Consider the following 16,033-nt stretch of genomic DNA (forward strand, 5'->3'; position numbering starts at 1 on the left):
CGGCACGACGCCGCCGGCCCGGCCCCCCGCCGGCGGTCGCGTCACGCCCGGCGGGGGCATGCCGCGTTGGCTGCCGCGCGCCATGGTGCTGGCGCTCACCCTGGTCGCCCTCTTCCAGTTGGGCAGTTGGGCCTTCCACCAGCTCACCGGCCTGCTGATCAACATCCTGATCGCGTTCTTCCTCGCACTCGCCATCGAGCCCGCCGTGAGCTGGATGGCCTCGCGCGGAATGCGCCGGGGGCTGGGCACCGGCGTGGTCTTCCTCGCCGTGATGATCGTCTCGGCGGGCTTCGTCACCCTGCTCGGCTCGATGCTCGCCGGCCAGATCATCACGATGGTCGAGGGCTTCCCGGACTACCTCGACTCCGTCATCAACTGGATCAACGCCCACTTCAAGACCGAGCTGAGGCGCGTGGACATCCAGGAGGGCGTGCTCCGCTCCGACTGGCTGCGCAACTACGTGCAGAACAGCGCGACCGGCGTCCTGGACGTGTCCGCGCAGGTCCTCGGGGGCCTGTTCCAGCTGTTGACGATCACCCTGTTCGCGTTCTACTTCGCCGCCGACGGCCCGAGGCTGCGCCGCGCGCTCTGCTCCGTGCTGCCGCCCGCCCGTCAGGCCGAGGTGCTGCGCGCGTGGGAGATCGCCGTCAACAAGACCGGCGGCTATCTGTACTCGCGCGGTCTGATGGCGCTCATCTCGGGAGTGGCGCACTACATATTGCTGGAGATCCTGGGCGTGCCGTACGCGCCCGTGCTGGCTGTCTGGGTGGGGCTGGTGTCGCAGTTCATCCCCACCATCGGTACGTATCTCGCCGGCGCCCTGCCCATGCTGATCGCCTTCACGGTCGACCCTTGGTACGCGCTGTGGGTGCTGATATTCGTCGTGATCTACCAGCAGTTCGAGAACTACGTGCTGCAGCCCAAGCTGACCTCCAAAACCGTCGACATCCACCCGGCCGTCGCCTTCGGGTCGGTCGTCGCGGGCACCGCCCTGCTCGGGGCGGTCGGCGCGCTGATCGCCATCCCGGCGGTCGCCACGCTCCAGGCGTTCCTCGGCGCGTACGTGAAGCGCTACGACGTCACGGACGACCCTCGGGTGCACGGGCACCGGAGGCAGGCCCCGGGGACGGGGTTGGTCACGCGCGCGCGGCGGGTGTGGGGGCGGCTGCGGGCGGCGGAGTCGGGGGATCGCCCTTCAAGGGACTCCGGACCTTCGGGTGGCTTGGGCGAAGGCTCCGCGGACGGGCGTTCGTAACCGCGGCTGGGCGACAGTACGGCCGGAGACGCCGCCGTACGCCGGGTGAAGCAGGGTGGGTTTCGGGGCGGTGGGGTGGAAACCGGGCCCGGCGTCAGTACGCGGTCGTAGTCTCGGAGGTGCCGCGTGGTGAGCTTGACACAAAAATCGAACATCCATTCTTATGGAGGCTCCGGTGAGGCTCTCGGCGGGGATTTCCACAGGGATTTGACACAGAAGTGCCCGAGTTATCCACAGGCCGGACCGGCGTCGGGGCGCATTGTCAGTGGCAGGCGTTAGCGTCTTTGACGTGAAGCGATCGACTCAAGCAAACCGGGTGGAACCCATGGCAGGAACCGACCGCGAGAAGGCTCTCGACGCCGCGCTCGCACAGATTGAACGGCAATTCGGCAAAGGCGCGGTCATGCGCATGGGCGATCGGACGAAGGAGCCCATCGAGGTCATCTCGACCGGGTCGACCGCGCTCGACGTGGCCCTCGGTGTGGGCGGCCTGCCGCGCGGCCGAGTCGTAGAGATCTACGGCCCGGAGTCCTCGGGTAAGACGACCCTGACCCTGCACGCGGTGGCGAACGCCCAGAAGGCCGGCGGACAGGTCGCCTTCGTGGACGCGGAGCACGCCCTCGACCCCGAGTACGCGCAGAAGCTCGGCGTCGACATCGACAACCTCATCCTGTCCCAGCCCGACAACGGCGAGCAGGCCCTGGAGATCGTGGACATGCTGGTCCGCTCCGGCGCCCTCGACCTCATCGTCATCGACTCCGTCGCCGCGCTCGTCCCGCGCGCGGAGATCGAGGGCGAGATGGGCGACAGCCACGTGGGTCTGCAGGCCCGGCTGATGAGCCAGGCCCTGCGGAAGATCACCAGCGCGCTCAACCAGTCCAAGACCACCGCGATCTTCATCAACCAGCTCCGCGAGAAGATCGGCGTGATGTTCGGCTCCCCGGAGACCACGACCGGTGGCCGCGCGCTGAAGTTCTATGCCTCGGTGCGACTCGACATCCGTCGCATCGAGACCCTGAAGGACGGCACGGACGCGGTCGGCAACCGCACCCGCGTCAAGGTCGTCAAGAACAAGGTCGCCCCGCCCTTCAAGCAGGCCGAGTTCGACATCCTCTACGGCCAGGGCATCAGCCGCGAGGGCGGTCTGATCGACATGGGCGTGGAGCACGGCTTCGTCCGCAAGGCCGGCGCCTGGTACACCTACGAGGGCGACCAGCTCGGCCAGGGCAAGGAGAACGCGCGCAACTTCCTGAAGGACAACCCCGACCTGGCCAACGAGATCGAGAAGAAGATCAAGGAGAAGCTGGGCGTGGGCGTGCGGCCGGAACAGCCGGCTGCCCAGCCGGGCACGGACGCCGCGGTCTCCGCCCCCGCGGACGACCCGGCCAAGGCGGTGCCCGCCCCGGCGGCGGCGAAGACCGCCAAGACCAAGGCCGCGGCTGCCAAGAGCTGACCCGTGACACGGCGAACCGACTGGGCCGAGTACGCGTACCCCGACCCCGGCGTCCCGTGGAAGCCGGATCCGGGGAGCGCGGACGAGGGGGGCTTTGCCGGGGCCGGGCAGGGTGAGGACCGGCAGGACGGTGGCTCGCGCGCCGGTGCGGGTGCGAGCGATGGCGGTGGCGACCGCGGGGGGCGCGGCGAGACCGGCGCACGGCGGGGGCGCGGGCGTCGTCGGCGGGGCTTCGCGGAGTCGCCCGCACAGGACGGGGGCACCTCCTCCTTGTCGAGGGCCGAGCAGGAGGAGTCCCCAGGGGACCCGGCTGAGCGGGCACGGGCGATCTGTCTGCGCCTGCTCACCGGGACCCCGCGGACGCGAAAGCAGCTCGCGGACGCCCTGCGCAAGCGGGAGATCGCGGACGACGTGGCCGAGGAGGTGCTGTCGCGGTTCGAGGAGGTGGGGCTGATCAACGACAGTGCCTTCGCCGACGCCTGGGTGGAGTCCCGGCATCACGGCCGGGGGCTGGCCCGGCGGGCGCTGGCGCAGGAGCTGCGGACCAAGGGGGTCGACTCCACGCTGATCGAGGACGCCGTCGCCCAGCTCGACACCGAGCAGGAGGAGGCGACCGCACGCGAACTGGTCGCCCGCAAGCTGCGTTCCACCCGCGGCCTCGACCGCGACAAGCGGCTCCGGCGGCTGGCGGGGATGCTCGCGCGGAAGGGATATCCCGAGGGGATGGCCTTGCGGGTGGTGCGGCAGGCGTTGGAGGAAGAGGGGGAGGACACGGAGTTCTTGGGGGGAGAGGGGTCCTAGGCGCGTGGTGATTCCACGGTGTCCAAGGGCGCGGCGGTCCCACGGTGGTCAGGCGCGTGGTGATTCCACGGTGTCCAAGGGCGCGGCGGTCCCACGGTGGTCAGGCGCGTGGTGATTCCACGGTGTCCAAGGGCGCGGGCGGTTCCACGGCGTCTAGGCGCGCGGAGATTTCGGCGTCCAGGCGGGCGGCGATTCCAAGACGGGCGTCACGGGTTCGCCGTCACGGGCAGCCCCGCACCCCGCCAAGCCTGGAAGCCCCCCGTCAGGTCGGTCGCCCGGTGCAACCCCAGGCGGTGCAGGGACTCCACCGCGAGGCTGGACGCGTAACCCTCGTTGCAGACGACCACGACGCGCAGGTCGTGGCCGGTGGCCTCGGGAAGGCGGTGGCTGCCGACGGGGTCCAGGCGCCACTCCAGTTCGTTGCGCTCCACCACCAAGGCGCCGGGGATCAGGCCGTCGCGTTCGCGGAGGGCCTCGTACCGGATGTCCACGAGGAGGGCCTCGCCGGCCCGGGCGGCCTCGTAGGCTTCCTGCGGTTCGATCCGCGCGTACCCCTCGCGCACCCGCTCCAGCAACTCGTCGATGCCCACCGGCACCCCACGCTCACCACTCATCGTTCCTCCTCAACGCCCGTGTGCGACCTGCGCGTTCACCGGCACCGTGCCGTACCGTGCGGCGCATCACTGCCAGTCCTCCGGTCGCTCGACCTGCTCCAGCCGGAGCACGTTCCCGGCCCGGCTGTAGCGGCGGATCCGCGGCAGCGGCGGGTAGTAGGCGTGCACGGAGACGGTGTGCCGTTCGGAGGACTCGTTGAGCACTTCGTGGACGTGGTGGCGGCCGAAGGAGCGACCCCGGCCTGCCGGCAGGCGGCGCTCCCGGTCGACGTCCTCGGTGAGTTCCAGGGTCTTCCAGCCGTCGGTGGGCAGCCGGGCTGCGAGGGAGTTCTCCTTGAGTTCGCCACGGGCGGTGAGGAAGGCGCCGACCGAGTCGGCGTGGTCGTGCCATCCGGTGCCCGTGCCGGGCGGCCAGCCGATGAGCCAGGCCTCGCTGCCTCCGGGCCCCTCCAGCCGTACCCAGGTACGGCCCTGGGGGTCGAGCGGAAGCGAGTCGATCAACGCGTCGTCCGCGGCCGTACGCCGGACGAAGTCGAGAAGATCGGCCTGCGTCGGGGCGGCAGTGGCGGACCCCGCGGCGGAGGCGGGTACGGAAGCGGAAGGAGAGACAGACAACGTGCACCGTCCTGATGAGCGTTCGCGTGAGCGCGCGCGGCGAGACGTCAGCGGCGCGCGGAAAGAGAGAAAGGCGAGATCAGCAGGAGGGACGACACACGCAGCCCGCATAGCGGACGAGGTCCATATGGACCCTCCGCCACAGGCGCACACAGGTGTCGGTCACGATCCGGAGTACACCACGACGGTCCGGACTGGTCAACTCTCCGCCACCCTGCGGACAAAGACGCAGGGCGGCGGAGAGGACGGGACGCGCACAGCGCCCGGAAGGACCGGCGTCAGCGCGAGCCCGCCGTGGCTTCCGCCGGCGCCTTCGCCGGGCCGCCCAGTGCCGCCTCGGCGGCCGCGTAGAGGTCGGCCGGGCGAACGCCGTTCAGGGCTGTGACCAGGTGTCCGTCGGGGCGGATGAGGAGCACGGTGTGGGCGGAGGCGCCGGGGTAGCGCTCGGCGACCAGCAGCTCGGCCGGATGGGGCAGCGCCGTGACCGCGGCCGCGAGCCGGGGCATGATCCCGGCGGTCACCCAGTGCTTGCGCTCCCACACGCCGGTGCCCGGGGCGATCAGCAGGACGAGCAGCGCGCCGCGCCCGAGCCGGTCGCGCAGTCGTACGAAGGAACCATCCTCCGCCGTGACCCGCACATCCGTCACCGGCGCACCCGGGAGCGTCTCGACGGGGACCTCCGCCTCGATGGACGGGGGTGCGAGGGGTGAGTCCGCGTAGGTGGACGTCTCGCCCAGTGGTCCCCGCCCCAGGTGACCCTCGGTGAGCAGCGACTCATGGCCCCGGCTGGTGCCGGGGACGTAGGCGCGCAGGGCACCGCCGCCGCGGAGCAGCGGCAGCACCTGGTCGGCGGCGCGCAGCCGGGCTGCGACCACCGCGCGGCGCTCGGCCTGGTAGCTGTTGAGAAGCGCCTCGCGAGGTCCGTGATGCCAGGACAGCGCCAGCTTCCAGGCGAGGTTGTCGGCGTCCTTGAGCCCCTCCTCCAGCCCCTGTGTACCGAGCGCGCCGAGCAGGTGGGCGGCGTCCCCGGCGATGAAGACGCGGCCGACGCGCCAACGGCGGGCCAGGCGGTGGTGGACGGTGTGGACGCCGGTGTCGAGCAGTTCGTACGGCGGGGTGGAGCCGCCGGTCCAGCCCGCGAGGGTCTCCCGGATACGGGTGATGACGAGCTCGGGCGTGACCAGGTCCTTGCCGGGGGGCAGCAGCCAGTCGACCCGCCAGACGCCGGCGGGGAGCGGTCGTGCGGTGATCTCGCCCGCCGAGGGGCCCGACGTCCGCCACGGCGGCGTGCGGTGGAGCATCGCCCGGCCGGGCCAGGGGAGTTCCGTACGCAGGGCGGCGACGGCGTATCGTTCCACCGCCGTACGGCCGGGGAAGCGGATGTCCTGGAGCTTGCGCACGGTCGAGCGGGGGCCGTCGCAGCCGACCAGATAACTGCCGCGCCACCAGGTGCCGTTGGGGCCCCGGGTGTGCGCGGTGACGCCGGATGCCTCCTGCTCGATGGTGTCGAGCCTGCTGTCCACGGCGATCTTGGTGAGGGGCTCGTGGTCGATGGCCGCGCGCAGGGCGTCGGTGAGGACGTGCTGGGCGAGGTGCAGGGGCGGCTGCTCGGGGGCGGCGCCGGTGGTCACGGCGTAGTCCGAGCTGAGCTTGCGCCCCGGGTCAGCCGGGCGGAGGCGGTCGGGCTCGGCGGCGCCGGGGCGGGGGCCCGTGCCGATGGCGCTGCCGACGGCACCGACGGCACCGGCGTCGCCGGGGTCCTCGAAAGTGATCTCCCGAACCACCTGCTTGCGCCGCATCGACCGCCATCCGGCCCAACGGGTCCCGACCTCGTCGAGCGGTACCCCGGTCAGCCGTTCCATGAGCGCGGCGGTGTCCTCGCGCAGGACGAGGGTGCGGGCGAGCCGTGGTTCGTCCTTGCCCGGCCCCTCGTCGAGGACGACAGACGGCACTTCCTGGCGCGCCAGCGCCAGGGCGAGCGTGAGCCCGACGGGCCCCGCTCCGACGATGATCACCGGATCCACGCGGCGCTCCCTGTCCGCAGCGGTGCCTCTGGAGACGTTTGTGAACAGGAGGTTGGAGCAGGGTGCACGATCACAGAACGTATGCAACCCATTGCCGGTGCTTGCGTCAAGTGACGAGGGGCAGTGGCGATCATGCCACTGCCCCTCATGTCACGGAAGCCGCTGACTCACCCTCAGACGGCCCCTCCGGGCCGGGTGCCGTGGGTACCTCCGACCTCGGCCGCGTTGAGCTCCTCCACCTGCTCGGCTCCCAGCACCGCGCCGGTGCTCCTCTTGCTGCGCCTGAGCCTGGCTTCCAGCCAGGCCGCGAAGCTGGTCAGGGCGAAGTTCAGGACGATGAAGATGATCGCCACGACGATGAAGCTCGGGATGACGTTCGCGTAGTTGGCGGCGAGCGTGCCGCGCGCGCTGACGAGTTCGCTGAAGTTGAGCAGCACGCCACCGAGCGCGGTGTCCTTCACGATGACGACCAGCTGGCTGACGATGGCCGGCAGCATCGCCGTGACGGCCTGCGGCAGCAGGATGGTCCTCATCGTCTGGCTCTTGCGCAGGCCGATCGCCTGGGCGGCCTCCGTCTGCCCCTTGGGCAGGGCGAGGATGCCGGCCCGGACGACCTCGGCGAGGACGGAAGCGTTGTAGAGCACCAGGCCGGTGACGACCGCGTACAGGGGCCGGTCGTCACTGCTGACGTCCGTGGACCGGGCGTAGAACTCGTTGGCGAACAGCATCAGCAGCAGCACCGGGATCGCCCGGAAGAACTCCACCACCGCGCCGGCCGGGACCCGCACCCACCGGTGGTCGGACATGCGTGCTATGCCGAATATGGCGCCCAGAGGCAGGGCGATCACCATGGCGAGCGCCGCGGCCTTGAGCGTGTTGCCGAGACCGGGCAGCAGATACGTCGTCCACGCCTCGCCCTCGGTGAACGGCTTCCACTGGGCCCACTCCAGCTGGCCCTTGTCGTCCATGACCTGCCAGACCCACCACGCGAGCAGTGCGAGCAGGGCGACGAAGACCACCGAGAAGATGATGTTGCGCCGCTTGGCCTTGGGGCCGGGGGCGTCGTACAGAACCGAGGTCACCGCTTCACCGCCAGTCGCTTGCTCAGCCAGCCGAGGAACAGGCCGGTGGGCAGGGTCAGTACCACGAAACCGAAGGCGAAGACCGCGCCGATGAGCAGGGTCTGAGCCTCGTTCTCGATCATTTCCTTCATCAGCAGCGCGGCTTCCGCGACACCGATCGCCGCCGCCACCGTCGTGTTCTTGGTCAGCGCGATCAGGACGTTGGCCAGCGGGCCGATGACCGCGCGGAACGCCTGCGGCATCACGATCAGCCGCAGGACCTGACTGAAGCTCAGCCCTAGGGCGCGGGCCGCCTCGGCCTGCCCGACGGGCACGGTGTTGATGCCGGACCGCAGCGCTTCACAGACGAAGGCGGCGGTGTAGGCGATGAGGCCGAGGATCGCCAGCCGGAAACCCTGAAGGTCGAAGTTGTCCGCCGCACCCATCGTCACCCCGAAGATGTCGGCGAGGCCGAGCGAGGTGAAGATGATGATGACTGTGAGTGGGATGTTCCGGACGATGTTCACGTAGGCGGTGGCGAAGCCGCGCATCAGCGGGACCGGGCTGACCCGCATAGCGGTCAGCAGGGTGCCCCAGACCAGCGAGCCGATGCCGGAGAAGACGGTGAGCTGCACCGTCACCCAGAAGGCGCCCAACAGGCTCGGGTCGTCATAGTCAGAAAGAAAGTCGAACACGATCTCCCGCGCTTCCGGGTGTGTGACGAACGTGGCGGGCATGGCGCACCGCCGCCGGGACAGCGGCCGGCGGTGGTGCGCCTGCGAAGCACTCCGCTAGGGGAGGGTTTCCCGCGTTACTGAACGATCTGGCCGATCTTCGGCGCGGGCTCGTTCTTGTAGTTGGCCGGCCCGAAGTTGTCCTGGACCGCCTTGTCCCAGGCCTTTTCGCTGACCATCTTCTCCAGCGCCTCGTTGATCTTGTTCAGGGTCTCGGAGTCGCCCTTCTTGACGCCGATCCCGTAGTTCTCGTTGCTCAGCTTCAGGCCCGCGAGCTTGAACTTGCCCTTGTACTGGTCCTGCGCGGCGAAGCCGGCGAGGATCGAGTCGTCGGTGGTCACCGCGTCGACCGCGCCGCTCTGCAGACCGGCGATGCACTCCGAGTATGTGCCGTTCTGCTTCAGCTGGGCGTCGGGGGCGATCTCGTCCTTGACGTTCTGCGCGGAGGTGGAGCCGGTCACCGAGCACAGCTTCTTGCCGTTGAGGTCGGTGCCTTCCTTGATGTCGGAGTCCGCCTTGACCAGCAGGTCCTGGTGGGCCAGCAGGTACGGGCCGCCGAAGTCGACCTTCTCCTTGCGCTCGTCGGTGATCGAGTAGGTGGCGGCGATGAACTTCACGTCGCCGCGGGAAAGGGCGTTCTCACGGTCGGCGCTCTTGGTCTCGACCCACTCGATCTGGTCGGCCTCGTAGCCCAGCTCCTTGGCCACGTAGGTGGCCACGTCCACGTCGAAGCCGGAGAAGGAGCCGCCCGGCTCCTTCAGGCCGAGACCCGGCTGGTCGTACTTGATGCCGATCTTGATCTTGTCGCCGCCACCGGAGCCCGACTCCGAGTCCCCGTCACCCCCACCGCACGCGGTGGCGGTCAGGGCCAGGACAAGTGCGGTGGTCGCCGCGGCAGTGACCTTGCGGAGCTTCATGTGAACATCCTTTGCGTGATGAAGAGGAGGGCCGTCCGGTGCGGGAAACGCGGCTTGTCGCAGCAGGTGCGACGAGTGACGGTCAGTGGTGGAGGATCTTCGACAGGAAGTCCTTGGCGCGGTCGCTGCGCGGGTTGCTGAAGAACTGGTCCGGCACGGCCTCTTCGACGATGCGGCCGTCTGCCATGAACACCACGCGGTTCGCAGCGGATCGGGCGAAGCCCATCTCGTGCGTCACGACGATCATGGTCATGCCGTCACGGGCGAGCTGCTGCATGACCTCCAGCACCTCGTTGATCATCTCCGGGTCGAGGGCCGAGGTCGGCTCGTCGAAGAGCATCACCTTCGGGTCCATGGCCAGCGCCCGCGCGATCGCGACGCGCTGCTGCTGGCCACCGGAGAGCTGTGCGGGGTACTTGTCCGCCTGCGAGGCCACGCCGACCCGGTCGAGCAGGGCCCGGGCCTTCGCCTCGGCCTGCTTCTTGTCGGTCTTGCGGACCTTGATCTGGCCCAGCATCACGTTCTCGAGCACGGTCTTGTGCGCGAAGAGGTTGAACGACTGGAACACCATGCCGACGTCGGCGCGCAGCCGGGCCAGCGCCTTGCCCTCCGCGGGCAACGGCTTGCCGTCGATGGTGATCGAGCCGGAGTCGGTCGTCTCCAGCCGGTTGATGGTGCGGCACAAGGTGGACTTTCCGGACCCGGAGGGTCCGATGACCACGACGACCTCGCCGCGTGCGATCGTGAGATCGATGTCCTGGAGTACGTGCAACGCGCCGAAGTGCTTGTTGACGCTCTTCAGGACGACCAGTTCGCCGGTCGCGGCCACATCTTCCTTGGCCACCGATACTTCGGTCATCGCTCTCGGGCTCCGTCCTCCTCGGTTTCGGAGGACAGTAGCTACCCTATGCGACCTGCGTCATTACATCTGAGGCGAATTTGAGTATCACGATCCGGTAGCAGCTGGACACGGGTGGTAGTACGGAGGACGAGGCGCGTATCGGCCGGATAACGGAAGGCCCCCGCAACAGGAACCCTCTTGACGCCGTCCTCTTCCATCAGCGTGACTGCCTTGGTGCACGCGCGCGCGTGCACACCTTTTTGTGCCCAGCGACTTTTGTACCCGCCGAGTCCGTACCGCCGATGAACCGAAGGAGGCCGGGATGAGACTGCTCCTCGTCGAGGACGACAACCACGTCGCCGCCGCGCTGTCCGCGGTTCTTGCGCGGCACGGGTTCGACGTCACGCACGCGCGCAGCGGCGAGGAGGCTCTTCAGGCGCTCGTCCCGGAGGGCGCGGGCTTCGGCGTCGTCCTGCTCGACCTCGGCCTGCCCGACCAGGACGGCTACGAGGTCTGCGGCAAGATCCGCAAGCGCACCAGCATCCCGGTGATCATGGTCACCGCGCGCTCCGACGTCCGCTCCCGCATACACGGCCTCAACCTCGGCGCCGACGACTACGTCGTGAAGCCGTACGACACGGGGGAACTGCTCGCCCGGATCCACGCCGTCAGCCGGCGCACCGTCCACGAGGACCCCGCCTCCGGTGGGGAGACCGCGCTGCTCCTGGGCGCCGTACGGATCGAACTGCACACCCGTCAGGTCACGGTGGACGGATCGGTCGTCCAGCTGACCCGCAAGGAGTTCGATCTGCTCGCGCTGCTCGCGCAGCGGCCCGGGGTGGTGTTCCGGCGGGAGCAGATCATCAGTGAGGTGTGGCGCACCAGCTGGGAGGGGACCGGACGCACCCTGGAGGTGCATGTCGCGTCCCTGCGCGCCAAGCTGCGCATGCCCGCCCTGATCGAGACCGTGCGCGGCGTCGGCTACCGGCTCGTCGCCCCGGCCACCTAGCGGGGCAGAGTGCACACACGTCTGCTGCCGCTGCTGATCGTCCTGATGGCGGCCGTACTGCTGGCGCTCGGCGTCCCGCTGGCCGTCAGCGTGGCCGCCGCGCAGCAGCAGAAGGTGGTCGTCGACCGGATCGACGACACGGCGTTCTTCGCGGCCCTCGCCCAGTTCGTCACCGCCTCGCCCACCGGGTCCCGCCGCACCGAGCCGGACGAGCGCCTGGAGACGCTCAGCCGCGAACTCGACAGCTACTACGAGGTCTACGGCATTCGCGTCGGTGTCTTCTACGTCAATGACACCCCGATGGCTCATGCGCCGGCGGAGTGGTTCCTCCCCCCGGAGGGCGAGGTGCGCGAGGCTTTCGACGAGGCCCTGCTGAGCCGCCGCAGCGACGACCCCAAGCAGGTGTGGCCCTGGCAGGACGGCCGGCTCGTCGTGGCCTCGCCGGTCATCCGGGACGGTGACGTCGTCGCGGCCGTGGTCACCGACTCGCCGACCGACCAGATGCGTTCGAAGATCCTGTACGGCTGGCTGGTCATCGCCGCGGGCGAGACGGCCGCCATGCTGCTGGCCGTCGGCGCCGCGCTGCGGCTGACCGGCTGGGTGCTCCGGCCCGTACGCGTCCTGGACGCCACCACGCACGAGATCGCCACCGGACGTCTGAAGTCCCGGGTCGCGGTGGCCAGCGGACCGCCGGAACTGCGCCGCCTCGCCCGGTCGTTCAACGAGATGGTGGACAACGTCGAGGACGTGCTGGAGCAGCAACGCGCCTTCGTCGCCGACGCCTCGCACCAGTTGCGCAACCCGCTCGCCGCGCTGCTGCTGCGCATCGAGCTGCTCGCCCTCGAACTGCCCGAGGGAAACGAGGAGATCGCCTCCGTCCAGGCCGAGGGCAAACGCCTGGCGCGGGTTCTGGACGACCTGCTCGACCTGGCGCTCGCCGAGCACGCGGGGGCCGACCTCCGGCTCACGGACGTCGGCGCGCTGACCGCCGAGCGGGTCGCCGCCTGGTCACCGACCGCCGAGGCCAAGGGCGTACGGCTGGTGGGGGACTGCCCGGCGACGACCGCCTGGGCCGACCCGGTGACCCTGTCCAGCGCGCTGGACGCGGTGATCGACAACGCGGTGAAGTTCACGCCCGAGGGCGAGTGCGTCGAGGTCACCGTCGCCTCCAACGGCGACACCTCGACCGTCGTGGTCGCCGACCGCGGGCCCGGCCTGACCGACGAGGAGCTGAGCCGTGTGGGCGACCGCTTCTGGCGCAGCGGTCGGCACCAGAACGTGAAGGGTTCGGGGCTCGGGCTGTCCATCACGCGCGCGTTGCTCGCGGCGGCCGACGGCTCCATCGCCTACGAGCATCATGCGCCGCACGGGCTGAAGGTGACGCTGACCGTGCCCCGTAACTGCCCTACGGCTTGACGGAGCGGTAGTAGCGACGGGCGCCTTCGTGCAGGGGCAGCGGGTCGGTGTAGATGGCTGTGCGCAGATCGACCAGCTGGGCGGAGTGGACGTGCGCCCCGATGCCGTCGCGGCTCTTGATCACCGTGCGGGTCACCCACTCGGTGAGCTCGGGGTCCATGTCCTTGCGTGTGATCAGTACGTTCGACACCGCCATCGTCGGCACCGTGGCGCCGCCGCGGGCCCCGTAGGCCGACTCGGGCATGTTGGTCGCGCGGTAGTGGTGGGTCGCCGGGCCCTGGCGGTGCAGCTCGGAGACGAAGTCCGCGTCGATCGGCACGAAGCGGAACTTGAACTTCTTGGCCAGCTCCCGCAGTCCGTCCGTGGGCAGCCCGCCGGACCAGAAGAACGCCTCGATCCCGCCCTGCCTGAGCCGGGCCGGGCCGGTGTCTATGCCGTCGGACAGCGGCGTGATGTCCTGCCGCGCGTCGATGCCGGCCGCCTTCAGCACCCGGGTGGCGATCAGCCGGACGCCCGAGTGGGGCAGCCCTATGGCGACCCGCCTGCCGCGCAGATCCTCGACCGAGTGGATGTCCGAGTCGCGCGGGACGACCAGGTGCACATAGTCGTCGTACAACCGCGCGACCCCGCGCAGCCGGTCCGCGCCCGGTCCCCTGTTCAGCTCGTACGTCTCCACCGCGTCGGCCGCCGCGATGGTGAAGTCGGCCTCGCCGGTCGCCACGCGCGCGACGTTCTCCTGGGAACCGTCGCTCGTCAGCAGCCGCACCTTGAGGTTCGGCATGTCCCTGGACAGCTCGGTGCGCAGCAGGGTGCCGTACTCCTGGTAGACCCCACGCGGCGTGCCGGTGCTGAACGTGATCGCCCCCCTCGGCGGCTCCTCGCCCAGCGGCAGCAGCCACCACAGCAGCAGGCCGAGGGCGACGGCACCGGCCGCCGTGCTCTGCAGGGCACGGCGGGTGCCGATACGGGGGAGCGCTCTGGACATGCGCGCGATCCTGCCAGTCCGTACGGCTGCTGACCAGGGCGGGAATCACAGGGGGCTGTCAGTGGGGGCCGATAGTGTTTCGAGTATGAGTTCCTCGCCCGCCGACCTGGTCCGTGAGTTCCACCTCGCCTTCGGTCTCGACGCCCGCAGCGTTCCGACGGAGGTGTCGCCGAAGCTGGCCGGGCACCGCGGCGAGCTGCTGGCCGAGGAGGCCGCGGAGGTCGCCGAGGTGTCGGTGACCGGCCCCCTCGACAAGCTCGCGCACGAACTGGCCGACGTCGTCTATGTGGCGTACGGCACGGCTCTCGTGCACGGCATCGACCTCGACGCGGTGATAGCCGAGATCCACCGTTCCAACATGACCAAGCTGGGCCCCGACGGCCAGGTGATGCGGCGTGCGGACGGCAAGGTGCTCAAGGGGGAGCACTACGAGGCACCGGACGTGTCGGCGGTGCTGCGCAGTCAGGGGTGGCAGCCGGACGGGGCCTGAGGCGGCCGTATGACGGGATGGTCGGGGTCGGGCTCCGCGCCCACCGGACGCCGGCCGACGACCGGTCGGGGCCGAGCCGGACCCGGATCTCAGTCGCCGACCGGTGCCTCCGTCCGGGCGTCCTCCTCGCGTCGTACCGGTCCGGACGGGCCCTTGGCGCGGTGGCGCATCCAGCGCGTCGCGATCGGCTCGGTGTAACGGGCGGTGAGGGGGCCGAGGATGACCAGAATGAGGACATACGCCGTGGCCAGGGGGCCCAGGGACGGTTCGATGCCGGCCGTCACCGCCAGGCCCGCGATCACGATGGAGAACTCGCCACGGGCCACCAGCGCGCCGCCGGTGCGCCAGCGGCCCTTCAGGGAGATCCCGGCGCGCCGGGCTGCCCAGTAGCCGGTGGCGATCTTGGTGAGGGCGGTGACGACGGCCAGGCCGAGGGCGGGCAGCAGGACCGGCGGAATGCTCGCCGGGTCGGTGTGCAGGCCGAAGAAGACGAAGAACACCGCGGCGAACAGGTCGCGCAATGGGCTCAGCAGCGTGTGCGCGCCCTCCGCGACCTCCCCCGACAGCGCGATGCCGACCAGGAACGCGCCCACCGCCGCCGACACCTGGAGCTGCTGGGCGATGCCCGCGACGAGGATCGTCAGCCCGAGGACGACCAGCAGCAGCTTCTCCGGGTCGTCGCTGGAGACGAACCGCGAGATGACCCGGCCGTAGCGCACCGCCGCGAAGAGCACGAGCCCCGCCACGCCCAGTGCGATCGCCAGCGTCACGCTGCCCGCCGCCAGACTGACCCCCGCGAGCAGCGCGGTGATGATGGGCAGGTACACGGCCATCGCGAGGTCCTCGAGGACCAGCACGCTGAGGATCACGGGCGTCTCGCGGTTGCCGATCCGGCCCAGTTCGCCGAGCACCTTCGCGATGACACCCGAGGACGAGATCCAGGTGACGCCCGCCAGGACCACGGCGGCCACCGGCCCCCACCCGAGCAGCAGCGCGACCGCCGCGCCCGGCAGGGCGTTGAGCGCGAAGTCGACCAGGCCCGCCGGGTAGTGGGACTTGAGGTTGGTGACGAGGTCGCTGGCGGTGTACTCCAGACCGAGCATGAGCAGCAGCAGGATGACGCCGATCTCGGCGCCGATGGCGACGAACTCCTCGCTCGCGCCGAGCGGCAGCAGACCGCCCTCGCCGAAGGCCAGCCCGGCGAGCAGATAGAGGGGAATGGGCGAGAAGCCCAGCCGGCCGGCCATCCGGCCCAGCAGGCCGAGGCCCAGGAGGATCGAACCGAACTCGATCAGCAGTACCGCGGAGTGCACCGGGTTCACTCCCGCCCGAGTATCGCCGCGGCGGCGTCGACGCCCTCGCGGGTGCCGATGACGATCAGCGTGTCGCCGCCCGCGAGCCGGAAGTCCGGCGTCGGGGACGGGATGGCCTCGGCCCGCCGCAGCACGGCCACGACGGAGGCGCCGGTCTCGGTCCGCAAGCGGGTGTCGCCGAGCACACGGCCGTTCCAGCGCGTGGTCGCTCCCACCTCGATCCGCTCGGCCACCAGGCCGAGGTCCGTGGTGGAGAGCAGGTTGTTGCTGTGGTGCGAGGGCTGCAACGCGTCGATCAGCGCGCCGGCCTCCGTGATGGTCAGGTGCAGCGACTGGGCGCAGGAGTCGGGGTCGTCGGTCCGGTAGACGTTGACCGTCCGGGTGCCGTCGCGGTGGGCCACCACGGACAGGTGGCGGTGTTCCCGGGTGACGAGGTCGTACTGGACCCCGATGCCCGGCAGCGGCGTCGCCCTGAGGCGTGGAGCGGACACGATTCTTCCCCTTG

Annotated in this window: 17 protein-coding genes; 6 read left to right on the plus strand and 11 right to left on the minus strand. The window is 70.2% G+C overall.

The window, feature by feature from the left end; translation table 11 throughout:
* The first annotated feature begins 58 nt into the window (after window positions 1–58).
* From ACFV6X_RS24525 to recX, 3 genes are all read left to right on the plus strand, one after another.
* Window positions 59–1,255, plus strand: coding sequence for an AI-2E family transporter (locus tag ACFV6X_RS24525; protein WP_385386876.1), 1,197 nt, complete (start codon window positions 59–61; stop codon window positions 1,253–1,255).
* A gap of 325 nt (window positions 1,256–1,580) precedes the next feature.
* Entirely contained in the window at window positions 1,581–2,708 is a 1,128-nt protein-coding gene (recA, locus tag ACFV6X_RS24530) for a recombinase RecA (RefSeq protein ID WP_385386767.1), read from the plus strand.
* 3 nt (window positions 2,709–2,711) lie between these two features.
* Window positions 2,712–3,509: a recombination regulator RecX gene (gene recX / locus ACFV6X_RS24535; protein WP_385386769.1), complete on the plus strand. Its 798-nt coding sequence runs from the start codon at window positions 2,712–2,714 to the stop codon at window positions 3,507–3,509.
* Between the two features lie 206 nt (window positions 3,510–3,715).
* On the opposite strand, the gene ACFV6X_RS24540 is transcribed toward recX, so the two are convergent.
* The 8 genes from ACFV6X_RS24540 to ACFV6X_RS24575 form a co-directional block, all read right to left on the minus strand.
* Window positions 3,716–4,123, minus strand: a complete 408-nt coding sequence (locus ACFV6X_RS24540) for a rhodanese-like domain-containing protein (RefSeq protein ID WP_385386770.1) — start codon at window positions 4,121–4,123, stop codon at window positions 3,716–3,718.
* Window positions 4,124–4,189: 66 nt separating this feature from the next.
* Window positions 4,190–4,738, minus strand: a complete 549-nt coding sequence (locus ACFV6X_RS24545) for a cysteine dioxygenase (protein WP_385386772.1) — start codon at window positions 4,736–4,738, stop codon at window positions 4,190–4,192.
* A gap of 79 nt (window positions 4,739–4,817) precedes the next feature.
* Window positions 4,818–4,904: a putative leader peptide gene (locus ACFV6X_RS24550; protein WP_313960178.1), complete on the minus strand. Its 87-nt coding sequence runs from the start codon at window positions 4,902–4,904 to the stop codon at window positions 4,818–4,820.
* A 112-nt stretch (window positions 4,905–5,016) separates the two neighbouring features.
* The gene (locus ACFV6X_RS24555; RefSeq protein WP_385386774.1) at window positions 5,017–6,762 is read right to left on the minus strand and encodes an FAD-dependent monooxygenase; all 1,746 of its coding nucleotides are present in this window, start codon (window positions 6,760–6,762) and stop codon (window positions 5,017–5,019) included.
* Between the two features lie 173 nt (window positions 6,763–6,935).
* Complete coding sequence (locus tag ACFV6X_RS24560) at window positions 6,936–7,844, minus strand: amino acid ABC transporter permease (RefSeq protein ID WP_385386776.1); 909 nt, start codon at window positions 7,842–7,844, stop codon at window positions 6,936–6,938.
* The gene (locus tag ACFV6X_RS24565; RefSeq protein ID WP_385386878.1) at window positions 7,841–8,518 is read right to left on the minus strand and encodes an amino acid ABC transporter permease; all 678 of its coding nucleotides are present in this window, start codon (window positions 8,516–8,518) and stop codon (window positions 7,841–7,843) included. The genes ACFV6X_RS24560 and ACFV6X_RS24565 overlap by 4 nt, the downstream gene beginning before the upstream one ends.
* Before the next feature lie 116 nt (window positions 8,519–8,634).
* Window positions 8,635–9,474, minus strand: coding sequence for a glutamate ABC transporter substrate-binding protein (locus tag ACFV6X_RS24570; RefSeq protein ID WP_385386778.1), 840 nt, complete (start codon window positions 9,472–9,474; stop codon window positions 8,635–8,637).
* A gap of 82 nt (window positions 9,475–9,556) precedes the next feature.
* Window positions 9,557–10,333, minus strand: coding sequence for an amino acid ABC transporter ATP-binding protein (locus tag ACFV6X_RS24575; RefSeq protein ID WP_385386780.1), 777 nt, complete (start codon window positions 10,331–10,333; stop codon window positions 9,557–9,559).
* A 304-nt stretch (window positions 10,334–10,637) separates the two neighbouring features.
* On the opposite strand from ACFV6X_RS24575, the gene ACFV6X_RS24580 reads away from it, so the two are divergent.
* Together ACFV6X_RS24580 and ACFV6X_RS24585 are read left to right on the plus strand one after the other, a co-directional pair.
* Window positions 10,638–11,324, plus strand: a complete 687-nt coding sequence (locus tag ACFV6X_RS24580) for a response regulator transcription factor (RefSeq protein WP_385386781.1) — start codon at window positions 10,638–10,640, stop codon at window positions 11,322–11,324.
* A gap of 9 nt (window positions 11,325–11,333) precedes the next feature.
* Window positions 11,334–12,740: an ATP-binding protein gene (locus tag ACFV6X_RS24585; RefSeq protein ID WP_385386783.1), complete on the plus strand. Its 1,407-nt coding sequence runs from the start codon at window positions 11,334–11,336 to the stop codon at window positions 12,738–12,740.
* Here the strand turns inward: ACFV6X_RS24585 and ACFV6X_RS24590 are convergent.
* Window positions 12,730–13,725, minus strand: coding sequence for a TAXI family TRAP transporter solute-binding subunit (locus tag ACFV6X_RS24590; protein ID WP_385386785.1), 996 nt, complete (start codon window positions 13,723–13,725; stop codon window positions 12,730–12,732). The two genes, ACFV6X_RS24585 and ACFV6X_RS24590, sit on opposite strands and share 11 nt — an antisense overlap.
* Window positions 13,726–13,810: 85 nt before the next feature.
* On the opposite strand from ACFV6X_RS24590, the gene ACFV6X_RS24595 reads away from it, so the two are divergent.
* Window positions 13,811–14,215, plus strand: a complete 405-nt coding sequence (locus tag ACFV6X_RS24595; RefSeq protein WP_385386787.1) for a MazG nucleotide pyrophosphohydrolase domain-containing protein — start codon at window positions 13,811–13,813, stop codon at window positions 14,213–14,215.
* 89 nt (window positions 14,216–14,304) lie between these two features.
* On the opposite strand, the gene ACFV6X_RS24600 is transcribed toward ACFV6X_RS24595, so the two are convergent.
* Complete coding sequence (locus ACFV6X_RS24600) at window positions 14,305–15,528, minus strand: cation:proton antiporter (protein WP_385386788.1); 1,224 nt, start codon at window positions 15,526–15,528, stop codon at window positions 14,305–14,307.
* A 5-nt stretch (window positions 15,529–15,533) separates the two neighbouring features.
* Window positions 15,534–16,019, minus strand: coding sequence for a cation:proton antiporter regulatory subunit (locus ACFV6X_RS24605; RefSeq protein ID WP_385386790.1), 486 nt, complete (start codon window positions 16,017–16,019; stop codon window positions 15,534–15,536).
* Window positions 16,020–16,033: the final 14 nt, after the last annotated feature.

It is taken from the genome of Streptomyces sp. NPDC059861, assembly GCF_042731435.1.
Taxonomy (GTDB): domain Bacteria; phylum Actinomycetota; class Actinomycetes; order Streptomycetales; family Streptomycetaceae; genus Streptomyces.

Coding starts and splice junctions, on each gene's coding strand:
- ACFV6X_RS24525 (WP_385386876.1), top strand. CDS start 59: ATGCCGCGTTGGCTGCCGCGCGCCATGGTGCTGGCGCTCACCCTGGTC.
- recA (WP_385386767.1), top strand. CDS start 1,581: ATGGCAGGAACCGACCGCGAGAAGGCTCTCGACGCCGCGCTCGCACAG.
- ACFV6X_RS24540 (WP_385386770.1), bottom strand. CDS start 4,123: ATGAGTGGTGAGCGTGGGGTGCCGGTGGGCATCGACGAGTTGCTGGAG.
- ACFV6X_RS24570 (WP_385386778.1), bottom strand. CDS start 9,474: ATGAAGCTCCGCAAGGTCACTGCCGCGGCGACCACCGCACTTGTCCTG.
- ACFV6X_RS24575 (WP_385386780.1), bottom strand. CDS start 10,333: ATGACCGAAGTATCGGTGGCCAAGGAAGATGTGGCCGCGACCGGCGAA.
- ACFV6X_RS24580 (WP_385386781.1), top strand. CDS start 10,638: ATGAGACTGCTCCTCGTCGAGGACGACAACCACGTCGCCGCCGCGCTG.
- ACFV6X_RS24590 (WP_385386785.1), bottom strand. CDS start 13,725: ATGTCCAGAGCGCTCCCCCGTATCGGCACCCGCCGTGCCCTGCAGAGC.
- ACFV6X_RS24595 (WP_385386787.1), top strand. CDS start 13,811: ATGAGTTCCTCGCCCGCCGACCTGGTCCGTGAGTTCCACCTCGCCTTC.